The organism is Galbibacter mesophilus (genome assembly GCF_023721415.1).
Lineage (GTDB): Bacteria > Bacteroidota > Bacteroidia > Flavobacteriales > Flavobacteriaceae > Galbibacter > Galbibacter mesophilus.
This window is the reverse complement of the sequence record NZ_JAMQVC010000003.1, coordinates 396,171-412,053: the sequence shown is the minus strand read 5'-3', so window position 1 is coordinate 412,053 and position 15,883 is coordinate 396,171. Positions and strand designations below refer to the sequence as shown.

Below are 15,883 nucleotides of genomic sequence, written 5' to 3'. Positions count from 1 at the left end.
TTCTATGCAACAGCTAAGAAGAAAAGAGGACTAGTACGTGTAATAAGGCATTAACTTAAAGACCGTTTTAGTTCTCCTCTTTTCTTCTATTAAATTAATAAATCAAAGTAAAGGAGACCGTTGCCATTAATTTGAAATGAACCTTACGAAAGAAATTAAAAATCGAAAAAATGATTTTGAACCTAAGCTTAAGGTGTCAAATAATCGAATTGAAATAGACCAAATTGGAATCGGAATTGAATTGTCGGACAAATTTACTCTTGCGGATAAATCAGATTTTCGGAATTTTATAAATGACTATGAATTCCCGAAAAATTTGGAATTAAGTAAAAAAGACCGAGAAGGATTTAAAAACGAACTTTTCGAACCAATTTTCACTTTATCTGACAAAGAAAATGCACGACCAATTATTGCTTGTTATCTTTTCAATGTTAATGACCTGAAAGGAAATACAAATTTAAATATTCGGAGCATTACAAAATATGAATTGATGTGGGCGGAATATATTTTGGAATCCAAAAACAATCGGAGAGTAAACGTAATAAGAGTTGTGACAAATGGTATAAACGGCTCGATTTCAGAAAATTATTGGTTTGTTTATAAAAGTAAAAGTTCCAATTCGGAGAAATTATCTCGTTTGCGAATAATGAACTTGGAAATTAATGATTACGTTTTGACATTTTACATAATAGATGACGAACAAAACGATTTGAACGAAACAGAATTGAAAAAATTCATAAGCGGAATAAAAAACTAATGGCAACACCGTATATAATTTATTGCTTGGTTCTTGCCTACTTACGAAAATCCTCGCGGATTTTCTATTCGGTTTTTATTTGCTAAATTAGTTGCTAAAACCACGCAACAAACCATATACAAACACGTTGGCTTTAATCGCGCAACCAATCAGAGCGGAAAAATGTCTGAACTGTTTACCTTCCAAAAAGCTTTTCTACAATCGGATAAAATCATTTGCCATTAAAATTGATTACGGATTTCTTAGTTTTCGAATAAGCTCACTTTCAACTGAAAATGTTGGATTTCATATCAAACCTGATGCCAAGCGGAACGGGCGCAACTAAAAGCCAACAAAAGCTATAGTTCATTGCTGCGGATTTTCCTGCGGAAAATACTCGCATTTTTTGCTATCTTTAATCCCGGCGGAAAATGACTCGCGTCCTTTCCCGCAACGAAACCATAGCCAAACCGTTGGCATTCATTAAAAACTGGAAAAGAAATGAAAAATTTTAAATTAATTCTTGTTGTATTAACCCTAGTTTTCATCTCTTGTTCAAAATCAGATAACAATACTGATTCATATATTTACCATTTTTTTAAAGATAAAAATTTAAGTATCATATCGAATAATGAGACTTATATAAAGTATGGAGAGATTGATGATGGAGATAATCTTGTGTTCGAATACAGATATACTACACAAGGAGAAGCTGATATTATAGACGATGAATATTTTGAAAATATACGCTTTGAAATTCACAGTAACCTTAATGAGTTTAATTTCACAAATGAAGAATTAATTACAAATTCAAAAATTGTTTTATGGAAAGGGTGCAATTGTTTTTTTGAATATGACCCTGAAAAAGATATTTTGCCTACAGGAACTATAAGTGGGAAAAGATTATCTGATACAGAATGGAACATTTCAATTGATGTTACTTTTTATGGAAATGAAAATAGGGTAATTAATAATACTTTTAAACTAAAAGAATAACGAAATGCCAACAATGGCTATAAGTAATTGCTAGTTCTCGCCTACTTCTGAAAATCCTCGCGGATTTTCAGTTTGGTGCGTACTTGCAAAGTTAAGTGCTAGCCCACGCAACTACTCATAGCCGAGACCGTTGGCTTTAATTGCGCAACCAATCAGAGCGGAAAAATATCTGAACTGTTTACTATCAAAAAAGCTTTTCTACAATTGGATAAAATCACTTTTCATGAAAATTGATTACGGACTGCTCACTTTTCGGAAAAGTTCACTCTCAACAAATATTGGATTTCTGAAAAAACGGAGTTCATATCAAATCTGATTCCAAGCGGAACGGGCGCAACTAAAAGCCAACAAAAGCTATAGTTCATTGCTACGGATTTTCCTGCGGAAAATACTCGCATTTTTTGCTATCTTTAATCCCAGCGGAAAATGACTCGCGTCCTTTCCCGCAACGAAACCATAGCCAAACCGTTGTACAACATTAACAAAAACCTCAAAATTGAACAAAATAACATTATTAATAGCACTTTTAGTTTTCTCAAACACATTCGGACAGGTGCAGAAAAAATTCTTTGTCGAAGACGTAAAAAGTGTTGAATATGTTACTGTGAATTTCTGTGTGAATGATGAAGCTAAAATTAGCGAAGTAACAATTGTTGCGGACAAAACTACATATGGAAATGAATATAATATTGAGCAACTTCGACAATATCTTCTCGGAGTGCAATATCATTCTGACAGTAAACTAAAAAACAATTGCTACGATTCAACTTTTGAATTCATAAATAATGAATATGAAAATAAAAGTCTAAACGCAGAGGAATGTAAAGCTTGTGAAAAATTCAAAACTGGAATTTACGCATATAAGCACGTACTTTATCAAGATACCAAAATTAAACGGAAAAGAAAAGTTCAAAGAGAGATATTCAAAGACGGAAAACAGATTTATTATATAAAATGGATTTCAGATTGTCATTATGTTTTGACATATAAAAAAATGACCGAACCACGATTAAAACACTTAATTGGAAAGGAAATTGACGTGGAAATTATTGATGTTCTTGACGATGGAAGTTATGTGTATAAATCGAAGGCAAACTTTGAAGACAAAACTGATTTCGGAATTATAAAAAAGATAAAATAACGTTGTACAACACCGTATAAAATTAATGGCTAGTCCTAGCCTACTTACGAAAATCCTCTCGGATTTTCTATCTGGTGTTTATTTGCTAAATTAGGTGCTTAAACACGCCACTAATCTTATACAAAACCGTTGGCAAACATTTAAAAACCGATACTATGAAAAAATGGAATTTTAAAATAAAAAGTAATCCAAAAGAACTTGGTGAAAAAATAGAGTCTTCTCTGAACTCTGTCAATGGGCTGGTATTTAACTTGGATTGTGATAAAAATGATTCCATAAATTTTAAAATCAGGAAAAGAATCCTATATCCTTGGCACTTATTTTTCTTAAACAGTCTTGTCGTTAATGGAAAATTATCAAAAACAAAAATTGAAAATGAGTCTAACGTAGAAATTTCTTTTAATCAGCATTTTTTATGGGTAGCCGTGATATTGGCCGATATGATATTAGGATTGTCCTTATTAATTGTTGTGGTTTCTGGAAAAGACAATAATGTCTACACCTATTTAATCGGAACTTTAATATTAGCCATTGGAGTTATTTTGTGGATTAGAACCCAAAGAAAATATGAACAGAATATCCAAGAATATAAAATATTGATTTCTCAAGTTTTGGGAGTACAAAAAACGTTTGCCAACAATGTATAACCGCAATTACGGCGGATTCGACTACGTCCGAATCCACGCGGAATTGCTAAAGTCCGTGTCAAACCGAAAATTAACGCATATTAACCCGTAACTGACGGTTATGGGCAAGAATAAAAAAGTAAATGATTTTCCGGTTTCCAATCTCCGGTCTCCGGCATCCAGCACCCGGCAAAACATACCATTTAGGTTAAGTAATCAAGTTTTTAGGTCCGTTACCCGAAGTTTTAGCCTCCATACCTAAACGTTTAGGTTAAATAGCTAAACTTTTAGCCTCGACACCTAAAATTTTGGGTTCCATGGCTAAATTTTTAGGTGAGTTCTTTAAAACTTTAATCGTGACGATCAAAATTTTGACCAAAAGACCTAAAAATTGGGTCTCGGAACCTAAACAACGCGTGTTTCCACCTAAACAATAGCTGGACATAACCCGAAATGTTAATATTTAGTTGATAGTATTCTTTCTTCATAACGCATAGAAAACAGATAATTTGGTAGATTTGGGAAGAGGAAGTACAACCGCATGTTGCGGTTATATAGTAGTTGCCAACAAGCTGACCAAAAAAACTCTGAATTGAAAATCAAACAGAATTATTTAAAAGGAAAATCCGTTTTCATAGTTTCATTATTAGTAATTGGAATTACAATTCTGACTGTCTATCTGACTGGAATAAATTACAATCGAAGTTTGACTTCTAACCTGTATTTATCACTCGAAATTATAGCGACAGCATTATTTCTTTTTATGACTTATGGACTTTATAACGGAATTGGACTAATTGACAATTTTCCAAAATTTCGGAATTTTAAAAGTGGAGATTTTATTGCAAATAGCGGAACTGGACCTACAATGGAATTACCATCAGTTGGAGATGGAATTGGCGGATTGATTTTATCCATTTTACTTTGGATTGGAATGTCAATATTATTCGTGTTTTTACTAATAGTTTTAGAGGCTGTTTTTTGGTTTTCCCTTTTTATTATTTTAGCAATGTTATATTGGATTTTTTTCAGAGCATTAAAATTCGTTTTTAATAAATCAAAAGACACAAAAGGAGATATCGGAATTTCAGCAGCTTATTCCCTGACTTATACTCTACTCTATGTTGGTTGGATTTTTGGAATCGTTTATCTGACTGAAATAATGAAATAAAGCCAGTTGGCAAAACCGTGTATAATTAATGGCTAGTTCTCGCCTACTTCTGAAAATCCTTGCAAAGTTAAGAACTAACCCATGCAACTAACCATACCCCAAACACGTTATCTACAATTGCGGAAACTTACTCGGGCGGAACAAATCGGAGTTAAATAGGATAATGGATTTGAGCACGTTTCAGGAAAAATTTCTCACACGAGCTTCAACCACAAAGCACAACTGAAAAAATATCGGAATGAAAACAACTATTCCCAACAAGAGCTATAGTTCATTATAACGGATTTTCTTGCAGAAAATTCTCGCATTAACAATACTTTCAACTAATTTGATTATATTCAAAAAAACAACCGCAACGTACACATATCCAAACCATTGGAAAACATTAAGAATGTATTTACGATATTAACTAACCTTAAATAAATATATTATGAAACGTACAAAAAATCTAGTATTCTACACCTTACTTTTAACAGCATTCTTTGTTAGTAATAAAATCGCTGCACAGGTTCCAAAAGAAGTTTCATCTATTGTAAAAATGAATCTTGATGAAGGGCAAGATAAACTTCAGAATCTTGGTTATGAGATTTGTCATTCAAGTCTCTTCGCAAAAGAACAGGATTGGTATAATGAAAAAGAAAAAATTTGTGTTACAATTAAATTTAAAAAGAAAAGTAAAGAAATTACGGAGGTGTCACTGAACCCTGAAACGTCGAAGTGTGAGCAAGGCTTAGAAGCTTCTAGGAAGGTCTGGGAAAAGTACCATGATGGACCAGCACCTGTAAGTAATTCTAAAATAGAAGAAGAGCGTAAAAAATTGGCAGATCAGGGTTTTAGAGTTTCGTATTGGGTAGATCAAATTTCTCCAGGTAACAGCTCAGAATATTGGGTTAACGATAAGACCCAAAAAACAATGCTAATTGTATGGAAAGTTGAAGGTAATGAGTGGCTAATGACTAATAAAACCGAATATAAATACGGTAAAAACCCAGCACCTTCACAGCAATGAATCTATTTGCCAACTAGACATATATCTTATAGCAGAAGAGTGGCTATCTCCTAGGTATGCGCTCCTTGGCTAAATTTACCTAAGTCGAATGTAAGGTGCCGTTTAACCGTCGCAAGCCACACACAAACACTTTGTGTGCAATGAAAAGTAATCAACAACGACAAAGCTTAAGAATTTAAAAAATGAACAAAGTCAATGAGTTTTTTACAAGACATTTTAAACGAATTAAAACAAGAAGGAGCTGTAACAAGAAGACATTTAGAAAAGGTTGATTTTAAAAGTGTGGACTTCCAGCCACACGAAAAGTCTGAAAAACTCGGGCGATTGGCAATTCACGTGGCAGAAATTATAGCGTGGTGGAAAAACGTGCTCGAAAACAGCGATCTAAACTTCATTGACTTTGAGCCGAGAGAGATAAAAACGACCGAAGAACTACTCAATTACTTTGACGGACTGTTTAGCGAAGCAAAAAATGCAATTGAAAATGCAGACGAAGCGGAGTTAAGTAAAAATTGGTCGATGAAATATGGCGACGACATACTTTTTACATTGAACAAAAAAGAAGTATTACGAAAATTTTGTTTGAATCATTTAATTCATCATCGAGCGCAACTGGGAGTTTATTTGCGGATGCTGGACATTCCAGTTCCAGCAGTTTACGGACCATCAGCGGATGATGAAAACATAACTCTGATAGAAAAATTTAACTGAACTAAAATTCTCTCTTGCCGAAAACAAAAAGCAAGCCATTAACCAATCTGGCATGACGAGCTTAAACTAAAACACTACACAAAATAATAGCCATAATTAATTGCTTCTACTCGCCTACTTCTAAAAATCCCCGGAATTACTATCTATAATTTATTTGCTAACTTTAGTGCTCTAATACGCAAAAGAAATCATAAACAAGATCATCTTATATGCAATTAAAAAATTAAATGAATATAAACACACAAATGGCTGTCTTAATTGACGGTGATAATATACCATCGGCTCATGTAAAGGAAATGATGGAGGAAATTACAAAATATGGTAACCCTACTATAAAAAGAATTTACGGAGATTGGACAAGACCTGGCCTAAACAAATGGAAAAACCTGCTGTTGGAAAATGCAATAACACCCGTACAACAGTATGGTTACACCACGGGGAAAAACGCTACCGACTCTGCCATGATTATTGACGCCATGGACATTCTTTATAGTGGAAAAGTGAATGGGTTTTGCCTTGTTTCCAGCGATAGTGATTTTACTCGTTTAGCTACAAGGCTCAGAGAAGCAGGAATGCAAGTAATAGGAATCGGAGAGAAAAAGACTCCAAACCCATTTATTGTAGCTTGTGACAAATTCATTTATATAGAAATTTTAAAACAGCAATCAGAAGATAAAATTGAATCAAAGGAGACAAATAAAACTGTAATTGATAAGATTACTGAAAAAGAGATTAATCTAATATCTTCAACTATAAAAGATTTATCAGATGAAGATGGATGGGCATTTTTAGGAGATGTTGGGAGTTTATTACAAAAAAAACGCCCAAATTTTGACTCAAGAAACTACGGGTTTGAAAAACTCACTCCACTTATCAAGTCTATTGATAAATTTGAAATTGAACAGCGAGAAAACCAGAGAAGTAGACATAAATTGATATTCGTTAAAATTAAAGAAAAGCGTTCAGCAAGATCTAAAAAATCATAGCTACCCTTCGGGAGAGTAATACTTTTCAGCTGGTCTTTTATGGAATAATGAAGTCAAAAAATTTGGATAATTATTCAATCGGAATTTTAGTTGAATTTTTATTTTAGATAAAGGCTAGAGCCGAGAAATTTCACAGCAAAATAAAGTGCACAAATAAGAAGTAAAATAAAAATTTCTTTAGAGTATTCCGTACGCTTTGCTCCGCTTCTCGATATTCAAATGGAAAGATTTTTTAACATAATAAAACCTGAACGTTCGTTATCAGCTAAGATGCTTTTGGATCTTAACCTAAGAAGCATGTAATTTCTACAACCACTTTTTATTTTGTTTATCTTTAACCCAAATTTTTGTGCATGAACAAACAACAATTGTTTTCATTTTTATTCCTTCTCTGCCTGCACATGGGCTTTGCTCAAGTTCAGGAAGAAATAAATCCTCCACAGAATATCAAATCGGTCGTTTTTAAGTCGGATAACGAAGGGGATCAATTTCCCATTGTGCGAAGAGGCGAAAGATTCACGCTTACTTTTGATGATTTGTATGCAGATGAAAAAGATTATTACTACAGCATCGTGCATTGCGATTACGATTGGAGGCCATCAAAATTGCTAAAATCACAGTACTTGGACGGGGTGGATAATCAACGGATTATTACTTACGAAAATTCCCTTACCACTATTCAGCCTTACACCAACTACACATTAACCCTTCCCAACCAACAAACTAATTTTAGGGTAACTGGAAATTATGTTTTGCGGGTAACCGATAATGCTGGGGAAATTATTTTCTCCCGACGCTTCGTGATTTTCAGGGATGCTGTTACCGTAGGCATCACCCCAAAAACGTCACGAGATTTTAAAGATATTGGCGAAAACCAACGACTTCAATTTGTCATTAGTTCTCCAGATTATGAATTGGTTAATCCGCAACAGGAAGTAAAGATTGCCATTTTACAAAATAGTAACTTCAATAGAATGATTACGGGGATTAAACCTCAATTCATTTCCGGTCAACAGCTTATATATAAATACAACGAACAAACTTCTTTTGAAGGCGGAAACGAATATTTTTGGTTTGACACCAAAGAAATAAGGGTCTCCAATAATAGTGTAGCAAGGGTAGACCTTACCAACCGCTACAACCACTATCTTTTCACCAACGAAATAAGAAAAGGGCAACCTTATACGTACAACCCTGACATTAACGGCGATTTTTTTGTTCGTACCATCGATGGCACAAATCAAAATTCAAATCGGGAGGCGGATTATTCCTTTATCAGGTTCAGTTTAGAATATAACAACACCCTTGGCCTAGATAAAATTTATGTCTACGGAAAGTTTAACAACTACGCGCTTACAGATGAAAATCTTTTGAAGCTGGATGATAAATCTAAAACCCTAAAAACAGCAATTCTTTTGAAGCAAGGCTTTTACAATTATAAATTTGTAAAGGTAAAAGAAGACGGTAGTATCGACCTTAATTTTATAAGTGGGAGCCATTGGGAAACCGAAAACAATTACACTATTTTGGTTTACTACAGGGAATTTGGCGAAATTTACGATAGTGTTATTGGCGTTGGCAGCGCTTCTTCCGTCGGTATATCAAACTAATTGATTTAAATGAATAAAAGCGATAGGACATCAAAAAAATACAGAGGCACCCAATGTCTTAATTGCGAGCTTCCATTAGACAAAAGTGATGCTTACTGTCCGAACTGTGGGCAAGTAAACAGTACTAAAAAGCTCAATATTTTTGACATGCTGGAAGAATTTTTTTCCAGTTTGTTTTCTTATGATTCTAAACTACGGAAAACACTTACAGCACTTGTTTTACGTCCCGGTAAAATAACTAGGGAATTTGTAAACGGAAAAAGAGCCACCTACACCAATCCGTTTCGATTTTTTTTAAGTGTTACCATTGTTTACTTCTTAATGATAGCTTACAACAGCGATTTGAAGGATAACTCGGCTATAGCAAGAGAGTTTGCCAATGATAGCACCCACATCGAAAATGCGCTGATTCGACTCAAAAGAACTGGTATTTCAGCACAAGACAAATTACTTATTGATTCCTTAATTTTAAAATATGAACCTGCAAAGGAAATCGAAGCATTAGGCTCCCCCCAAGAGTTTTTCAAGAAATCAAATGAAGATATTTTAATAACACGGTTTCAAGATAAGATTGAATATTTTTATGAAGATATTGCAAGAGATAAATATCAAAATTATAACGAAGCTATTGAAAAGCTAGGAATCGAACGCACCACCGAACACCGCATCGCATTTAACATCGCATTAAATTTTTACCGCATATATATTAATCCGCATTTATTTATAGCTAGTTTAATCTCCAAACTGCCCTTTATCATATTTCTATTCTTGCCAGTGTTTTCTATTTTTATATGGCTTGTTTATTCTAAAAAAGACTACCATTATATTGATCATCTAATTTTTAGTTTTCATACTCAGACATTCTTTACCATACTATTAATCGCTATATTCATTACTAAATTAATCTTTAAAGTAGACCTACATTTTCTGGCTTTATTAGCATTTTTCATTTACCTATATAAGTCTATGAGAGGTTTTTACAAACAAAATAGAGCGAAAACAATTGTTAAATTTACCTATGTTAATTGTATTTTCCTTATTTTAGCTACTGTTTCAACCGTTTTGGTTATTGCCATAGGCGTATTTACGTATTAGATATTATGATTACTCAAATAACAAAAGGCATAAAAATCTCTGTAAAGACTAGTTTTGAGGGTACTTTCCTTAAAAACTACAAAATACACTTTGCCTTTGGTTATAGAATCACAATAGAAAACCAAAGCAAGGATTCCGTACAGCTTACCTCTAGACATTGGCAAATATTCGACTCCCTTAACGATGTTGAAATTGTGGACGGTGAAGGGGTTATAGGCAAGAAACCGGTTTTAAAACCTGGCGAATCCCACACTTATTCTTCTGGTTGTTTACTTACCTCACCTATAGGGGCGATGCGCGGACATTACAACATGGTAAATTTCACTTCCACAAGGAGGTTTCGGGTAATGATTCCTACATTTAAGTTCCACGCTCCTTTTGCACTGAATTAAAAGGTTTTATAATATTTTCTCTAGGAAACCTTTAACACCATTTTACTTTTTAAACCCTTTTTCATTTAGTACCTTTGACTGTATTTATTAATGAAAAATTTGAAATAATATGGGGAAAGGTTTTTTTCATGTTCCTACGGCTGTAAATGAGCCGGTTAGAACATATGCTCCTGGATCTAAAGAGAGAGAAACAGTTTTAAAACAGTATGATGAATTTTACAATAGCAAAGTGGAAATTCCACTTTATATTGGTAGCGAGGAAATAAAAACAGGCAATACCAAGCCGCTTTCACCTCCGCACGATCATCAACATATAGTGGGAGAATACCATTTAGCTGAAAAATCCCACGTTGAAAAAGCCATTGCCAATAATTTAGAAGCTCGTGAAAAATGGGCTAATTTAACTTGGGAACAGAGAGCTGCTGTTTTCCTAAAAGCGGCAGACCTTATCGCTGGACCTTACCGTGATAAAATAAATGCGGCCACAATGATGGCGCAATCAAAAAACATTCACCAAGCTGAAATAGATTCTGCCTGTGAATTGATTGACTTCCTGAAATTCAACGTAGAGTACATGTCAAAAATCTACGACGATCAACCAGAATCTGATGAAGGCATTTGGAACCGTGTTGAATACAGACCTTTAGAAGGATTTGTATATGCGGTAACACCATTCAACTTTACCGCTATTGCTGGTAACTTGCCAAGTAGTGCGGCTTTAATGGGGAATGTAGTAATATGGAAACCAAGTGACAGCCAAATTTATTCAGCAAAAGTTATAGTAGATATCTTTAAGGAAGCTGGATTGCCAGATGGTGTTATTAACGTTGTTTATGGAGATCCAGAAATGATTACAAATACCGTTCTTGCAAGTCCAGATTTTGCAGGAATCCACTTTACAGGTTCCACGAACGTATTTAAAGGTATATGGAAAAAAATTGGTGACAATATCAATATTTACAAAACATATCCTAGAATTGTTGGGGAAACTGGTGGTAAAGATTTTATCATCGCGCATCCATCCTCTAATCCTAAGCAAGTGGCCACGGCTATTACCAGAGGTGCTTTTGAGTTCCAAGGTCAGAAATGTAGTGCCGCTTCAAGGGTGTACCTTCCAAAGTCTATCGCAAATGAAATCATCGATTTTGTAAAAACAGATATCGATTCATTCAAAATTGGGCCACCGAACAACATGGAGAATTTCATTACTGCAGTTATCCACGAAGGTTCGTTTGATAAATTAGCTAGTTACATAGACCAAGCTAAAGAAGATAAAGAAGCCGAGATTGTTGCTGGAGGTACTTACGATAAATCCAAAGGATATTTTGTGACTCCAACGGTTATTGTAACTACAGATCCTAAATACAAAACAATGACTACAGAATTGTTTGGGCCAGTGGTAACAATTTACATCTATGAAGATGAAAAATGGAGTGAAACACTTAAATTAGTAGATGGAACTTCAGAATATGGATTAACAGGAGCTGTTTTTTCTGCCGACCGTTACACCATTGATGAAGCAACCAAAGCATTGCAAAACTGTGCTGGAAACTTCTACATTAATGACAAACCAACAGGTGCCGTAGTGGGGCAACAACCATTTGGAGGTGCTAGAAATTCTGGAACCAACGATAAAGCAGGTTCTGCACAAAACTTATTGCGTTGGGTATCACCAAGATTGATTAAAGAAACTTTCGTTAGTCCAACGGATTATAGATATCCATTCTTAGGAGAATAACCGTTTCCTTAATAATAAATTTTATAGCCTTTGATACTTTGTTTCAAAGGCTTTTTTTATTGATTTCTCTCTTCTGAAAAAAACTTCAATATTAAATTAATGTTACCAAAATGTTTATTTAATGTAAATTATTTGTATATTATCATCATAAACCCAAAAAAATGATGATGATGAATGGTGAACAAAACAAATGCATAGTAAGTATAAAGTACTCTATTTTAGATACTTCCAATGAAGCAACCACTACGAAAACAGAAATTGAGCGTGTGTTTGTAGCTCGCAACAAAAGTGCAATTCTTAAAAAGATAGATTTATTTGAAAAGCGGCTTCGGAAGAAAAAAACGAAACGTAGTTTTATGGCAAGAAAGCTAGACTACCTCCAACATTTCTTACAAAGTTGGCGGTATACGTACGATTCTATGCTAAAGATTTAAATTTGTGTTACTTCCCTGAATATTTCAGCGGCAAATGCACTACTTTTTTGGTTTCGAAAAACTCTTCTTCAAAAAAGGTGGGCAAATCGAACAGTTGTGCCGTTTGATAAACGGATAGTTCTTCAGAAAGGTCACCACCTTTTAAGTATAGAATTCCATTTTTTAATTCGTGAACCGACTGTTTTTTCACCTTTCCTTTTACCCATTTTACGAAATCGGGCATGTTGGTTACGGCACGGCTTACAATAAAATCGAATTGCTGTTTAACTTTCTCGGCGCGAATTTGTTCCGCAGTAACATTATTCAGTTTTAATGCCGAAACTACTTCGTTTACTACTTTTATCTTTTTACCAATAGCATCGATAAGATAAAAACTCGTTTCGGGAAACAAAATGGCCAACGGGATGCCCGGAAAACCTCCGCCCGTACCTACATCCAATATGGAAGAACCAGGCTGAAATAATTGCACTTTTGCAATTCCGAGAGAATGCAAAACGTGCCGAGTGTAAAGTTCGTCAATATCCTTTCTACTAACTACATTGATTTTGCTATTCCAATCTTTATACAATTCTTCCAATTGGGTAAACTGTTCCTTTTGAACTTCAGTGATATCAGGAAAATACTTTTGAATAAGTGCTACGGACATTCTTTTTTAAATTTTAACAAAAATAGCCATTTAAACTTGCACTTTTATACTTTTTGACACGTTTAAAAGCTAATTATATTATATTTTTGTTCACTTACGGTTCCAGTTCAATTATGCAACCGGAATTACAATATTTACATTTATGAAAACGACTACAACAATACGGTTTTCCCGAAAAGACCCAGCAAAGTTTTTTAAAACATTAAATACGCGGGTAAATGATTATTTCAAAGAAAATGAGATCAAAAAAACAGGTAACTGGAAGCTATATCTAAAAACGGCGGTAATGTTTGCCATTTTCCTTACCCCCTACTTTTTATTGTTAACCATCAACATGAATCAATGGTTGCAATTACTTCTCACCGTTGTTATCGGTATCGGTATGGCTGGAGTTGGAATGAATGTTATGCACGATGGTAATCATGGATCGTATTCATCTAAGAAATGGATTAATCAAATTATGGGTGGAAGTATGTACATTTTAGCAGGAAATGTATATAACTGGAAGGTTCAGCATAACGTATTGCATCACACTTACACTAATATTCCAGGTCATGACGAGGATTTGGATGCCGGAAGAATAATTCGTTTTAGTGAGCATTCAAAATGGAGAAGATTCCATAAATTTCAGCATTATTATTCCATCTTTCTTTACGGACTACTTACCATTAATTGGGCAATCACAACCGATTTTAAACAAATGAGAAAGTATCTAAAAAGAAAACTTTCTTACGGAAAATTCCCAAACCCTACGAAAGAATGGAGTGTTTTAATTATTACCAAACTTATCTATATAACCATTTGGATTGTAATTCCATTGTTCTTCGTAGACGTGGCGTGGTGGAAAGTCTTAATCGGCTTTTTCGTAATGCACTACACAGCGGGACTTATTTTGAGCATGGTATTTCAACTAGCGCACATTGTAGAGGATGCCACAACTGTATTGCCCGACCAAACAGGAACTGTAAAAAACACTTGGGCCATTCATCAGTTATTTACCACTACCAATTTTTCAACCAAAAATAAGATTGTAAACTGGTTTACCGGTGGCTTAAATCATCAGGTTGAACATCATATTTTCCCGAATATCAGTCATATTCATTACACAAAAATTGCTAAAATTGTTAGAGAAACTGCGATGGAATTTAATTTACCGTATTACGAGTATGAAACTACGAGAAAAGCTATAATTTCGCATTTCAAACATTTAAAAGCATTGGGAGAAAAGCCCGAATACGTTTACAACTAAACACATTTTAAATTTATGACACAACAACTATCGGAAAGAGTTTTAAACATGGCAACTTCTGCTACGCTTGCCATGGCAGCAAAGGCTAGGGAATTAAGAGCCGAAGGAAAAGACATTATTGGCCTTAGTTTAGGAGAACCCGATTTTAACACACCAGATTTTATTAAAGATGCCGCTAAAGAGGCCATCGATCAAAATTATAACAGTTATTCGCCTGTAGATGGGTACGCCGATTTAAAACAGGCTATTATCAATAAATTTAAAAGAGACAACCAACTTACTTATACGCCTAGTCAAATAGTAGTTTCTACTGGAGCTAAGCAATCGTTGGCCAATGTAGCCCTTGCCGTTATCAATCCTGGAGACGAGGTTATTTTACCAGCTCCGTATTGGGTAAGTTATTCTGATATTGTAAAAATTGCAGAAGGTGTTCCAGTAGAAGTGCAAACCTCTATTGAAAACGATTTTAAAATGACTGCGGAACAACTGGAAGCAGCCATTACACCTAAAACTAAAATGATTTGGTATAGCTCTCCTTGTAACCCTAGTGGGTCCGTTTACAGCAAGGCAGAACTAGAAGCTTTGGCAGCAGTTCTAAGAAAACATCCAAATATCATTATCGTTTCTGACGAGATTTACGAACATATTAATTTTGGTGAAGGTCACACAAGTATTGCTTCCATCGACGGTATGTACGATAGAACAGTTACCGTGAATGGTGTTTCCAAAGCTTTCGCCATGACAGGTTGGAGAATTGGGTACATTGGTGCACCAGAATGGATTGCAAGAGCTTGTAATAAGATGCAGGGCCAGATTACCAGTGGCGCCAATTGTATCGCGCAACGGGCAACCATTACGGCATTAGAGGCTCCTGTAAGCAAGATTAAATATATGATTGACAAATTCCACGAGCGTAGGGATCTTGTTCTTAATTTATTGGGAGAAATAAAAGGATTTCAGTTAAATGTTCCTGAAGGCGCTTTTTATGTTTTCCCAAACATTTCTGATTTCTTCGGAAAAACAATTAAGGGCAAAACGATTGAAAACGCATCTGACTTTTCTTTATTGCTGTTAGAGGAGGCCAACGTTGCTACCGTAACTGGTGAAGCTTTTGGTAACCCAAACTGTATTAGAATTTCGTATGCGGCCTCGGAAGCTGAGTTAAAAGAGGCGATTAAAAGAATTAAAGAAGTACTTTCATAAGTTGAAAACAACATACTGGAATCAAAAAATGCGGAGTTTTGCTCCGCATTTTTTTTAACTTAATTTCCCTCAAATTCAACCACCGTCTAGAACGACAATGATTACTTCAAAGATGCATAAAAGGATACTTTCATGTAAGG

16 protein-coding genes are annotated in these 15,883 nt (G+C 34.7%); 15 read left to right on the top strand and 1 reads right to left on the bottom strand.

Annotated elements, in window-relative coordinates; translation table 11 throughout:
* Positions 1-136: 136 nt before the first annotated feature.
* The 13 genes from NDQ75_RS13530 to NDQ75_RS13470 all read left to right on the top strand — a co-directional run bounded on the left by NDQ75_RS13530 (position 137) and on the right by NDQ75_RS13470 (position 12,645).
* The gene (locus NDQ75_RS13530) at positions 137-757 is read left to right on the top strand and encodes a hypothetical protein (protein ID WP_251762031.1); all 621 of its coding nucleotides are present in this window, start codon (positions 137-139) and stop codon (positions 755-757) included.
* 480 nt (positions 758-1,237) lie between these two features.
* On the top strand, positions 1,238-1,732 hold the full coding sequence (locus NDQ75_RS13525; RefSeq protein ID WP_202029330.1) for a hypothetical protein: 495 nt from the start codon (positions 1,238-1,240) through the stop codon (positions 1,730-1,732).
* Positions 1,733-2,228: 496 nt separating this feature from the next.
* Entirely contained in the window at positions 2,229-2,873 is a 645-nt protein-coding gene (locus tag NDQ75_RS13520) for a hypothetical protein (protein WP_202029331.1), read from the top strand.
* 155 nt (positions 2,874-3,028) lie between these two features.
* The gene (locus tag NDQ75_RS13515) at positions 3,029-3,520 is read left to right on the top strand and encodes a DUF423 domain-containing protein (protein WP_202029332.1); all 492 of its coding nucleotides are present in this window, start codon (positions 3,029-3,031) and stop codon (positions 3,518-3,520) included.
* 571 nt (positions 3,521-4,091) lie between these two features.
* Positions 4,092-4,670 (top strand): hypothetical protein, encoded by a 579-nt coding sequence (locus NDQ75_RS13510; protein ID WP_202029333.1) that lies wholly within the window; start codon positions 4,092-4,094, stop codon positions 4,668-4,670.
* A 430-nt stretch (positions 4,671-5,100) separates the two neighbouring features.
* Positions 5,101-5,679, top strand: a complete 579-nt coding sequence (locus NDQ75_RS13505; protein WP_202029334.1) for a hypothetical protein — start codon at positions 5,101-5,103, stop codon at positions 5,677-5,679.
* Between the two features lie 195 nt (positions 5,680-5,874).
* A complete protein-coding gene (locus tag NDQ75_RS13500) occupies positions 5,875-6,390 on the top strand; it encodes a DinB family protein (RefSeq protein ID WP_202029335.1) in 516 nt (171 codons plus the stop codon).
* 227 nt (positions 6,391-6,617) lie between these two features.
* A complete protein-coding gene (locus NDQ75_RS13495) occupies positions 6,618-7,376 on the top strand; it encodes an NYN domain-containing protein (RefSeq protein ID WP_207190466.1) in 759 nt (252 codons plus the stop codon).
* A 353-nt stretch (positions 7,377-7,729) separates the two neighbouring features.
* Positions 7,730-8,986 (top strand): type IX secretion system plug protein, encoded by a 1,257-nt coding sequence (locus tag NDQ75_RS13490; RefSeq protein WP_202029336.1) that lies wholly within the window; start codon positions 7,730-7,732, stop codon positions 8,984-8,986.
* 9 nt (positions 8,987-8,995) lie between these two features.
* Entirely contained in the window at positions 8,996-10,081 is a 1,086-nt protein-coding gene (locus tag NDQ75_RS13485) for a DUF3667 domain-containing protein (protein ID WP_202029337.1), read from the top strand.
* Positions 10,082-10,086: 5 nt separating this feature from the next.
* Entirely contained in the window at positions 10,087-10,473 is a 387-nt protein-coding gene (apaG, locus tag NDQ75_RS13480; protein ID WP_202029338.1) for a Co2+/Mg2+ efflux protein ApaG, read from the top strand.
* Positions 10,474-10,582: 109 nt separating this feature from the next.
* On the top strand, positions 10,583-12,211 hold the full coding sequence (gene pruA / locus NDQ75_RS13475; protein WP_202029339.1) for an L-glutamate gamma-semialdehyde dehydrogenase: 1,629 nt from the start codon (positions 10,583-10,585) through the stop codon (positions 12,209-12,211).
* Between the two features lie 161 nt (positions 12,212-12,372).
* Complete coding sequence (locus NDQ75_RS13470) at positions 12,373-12,645, top strand: hypothetical protein (RefSeq protein ID WP_202029340.1); 273 nt, start codon at positions 12,373-12,375, stop codon at positions 12,643-12,645.
* A 7-nt stretch (positions 12,646-12,652) separates the two neighbouring features.
* Here NDQ75_RS13470 and rsmG read toward each other — a convergent pair whose 3' ends face one another.
* Positions 12,653-13,291, bottom strand: a complete 639-nt coding sequence (gene rsmG / locus NDQ75_RS13465; RefSeq protein WP_202029341.1) for a 16S rRNA (guanine(527)-N(7))-methyltransferase RsmG — start codon at positions 13,289-13,291, stop codon at positions 12,653-12,655.
* A 142-nt stretch (positions 13,292-13,433) separates the two neighbouring features.
* On the opposite strand from rsmG, the gene NDQ75_RS13460 reads away from it, so the two are divergent.
* Both NDQ75_RS13460 and NDQ75_RS13455 read left to right on the top strand, forming a co-directional pair.
* A complete protein-coding gene (locus tag NDQ75_RS13460; RefSeq protein WP_202029342.1) occupies positions 13,434-14,540 on the top strand; it encodes a fatty acid desaturase family protein in 1,107 nt (368 codons plus the stop codon).
* Between the two features lie 15 nt (positions 14,541-14,555).
* Entirely contained in the window at positions 14,556-15,743 is a 1,188-nt protein-coding gene (locus tag NDQ75_RS13455) for a pyridoxal phosphate-dependent aminotransferase (protein ID WP_202029343.1), read from the top strand.
* The last annotated feature ends 140 nt before the right edge of the window (positions 15,744-15,883 follow it).

What these genes read in the sequence shown, in the direction of transcription:
- NDQ75_RS13530 (WP_251762031.1), top strand. Translation starts at nt 137, where the DNA reads ATGAACCTTACGAAAGAAATTAAAAATCGAAAAAATGATTTTGAACCT.
- NDQ75_RS13525 (WP_202029330.1), top strand. Translation starts at nt 1,238, where the DNA reads ATGAAAAATTTTAAATTAATTCTTGTTGTATTAACCCTAGTTTTCATC.
- NDQ75_RS13515 (WP_202029332.1), top strand. Translation starts at nt 3,029, where the DNA reads ATGAAAAAATGGAATTTTAAAATAAAAAGTAATCCAAAAGAACTTGGT.
- NDQ75_RS13505 (WP_202029334.1), top strand. Translation starts at nt 5,101, where the DNA reads ATGAAACGTACAAAAAATCTAGTATTCTACACCTTACTTTTAACAGCA.
- NDQ75_RS13500 (WP_202029335.1), top strand. Translation starts at nt 5,875, where the DNA reads ATGAGTTTTTTACAAGACATTTTAAACGAATTAAAACAAGAAGGAGCT.
- NDQ75_RS13495 (WP_207190466.1), top strand. Translation starts at nt 6,618, where the DNA reads ATGAATATAAACACACAAATGGCTGTCTTAATTGACGGTGATAATATA.
- NDQ75_RS13490 (WP_202029336.1), top strand. Translation starts at nt 7,730, where the DNA reads ATGAACAAACAACAATTGTTTTCATTTTTATTCCTTCTCTGCCTGCAC.
- NDQ75_RS13485 (WP_202029337.1), top strand. Translation starts at nt 8,996, where the DNA reads ATGAATAAAAGCGATAGGACATCAAAAAAATACAGAGGCACCCAATGT.
- apaG (WP_202029338.1), top strand. Translation starts at nt 10,087, where the DNA reads ATGATTACTCAAATAACAAAAGGCATAAAAATCTCTGTAAAGACTAGT.
- pruA (WP_202029339.1), top strand. Translation starts at nt 10,583, where the DNA reads ATGGGGAAAGGTTTTTTTCATGTTCCTACGGCTGTAAATGAGCCGGTT.
- NDQ75_RS13470 (WP_202029340.1), top strand. Translation starts at nt 12,373, where the DNA reads ATGATGATGATGAATGGTGAACAAAACAAATGCATAGTAAGTATAAAG.
- rsmG (WP_202029341.1), bottom strand. Translation starts at nt 13,291, where the DNA reads ATGTCCGTAGCACTTATTCAAAAGTATTTTCCTGATATCACTGAAGTT.
- NDQ75_RS13460 (WP_202029342.1), top strand. Translation starts at nt 13,434, where the DNA reads ATGAAAACGACTACAACAATACGGTTTTCCCGAAAAGACCCAGCAAAG.
- NDQ75_RS13455 (WP_202029343.1), top strand. Translation starts at nt 14,556, where the DNA reads ATGACACAACAACTATCGGAAAGAGTTTTAAACATGGCAACTTCTGCT.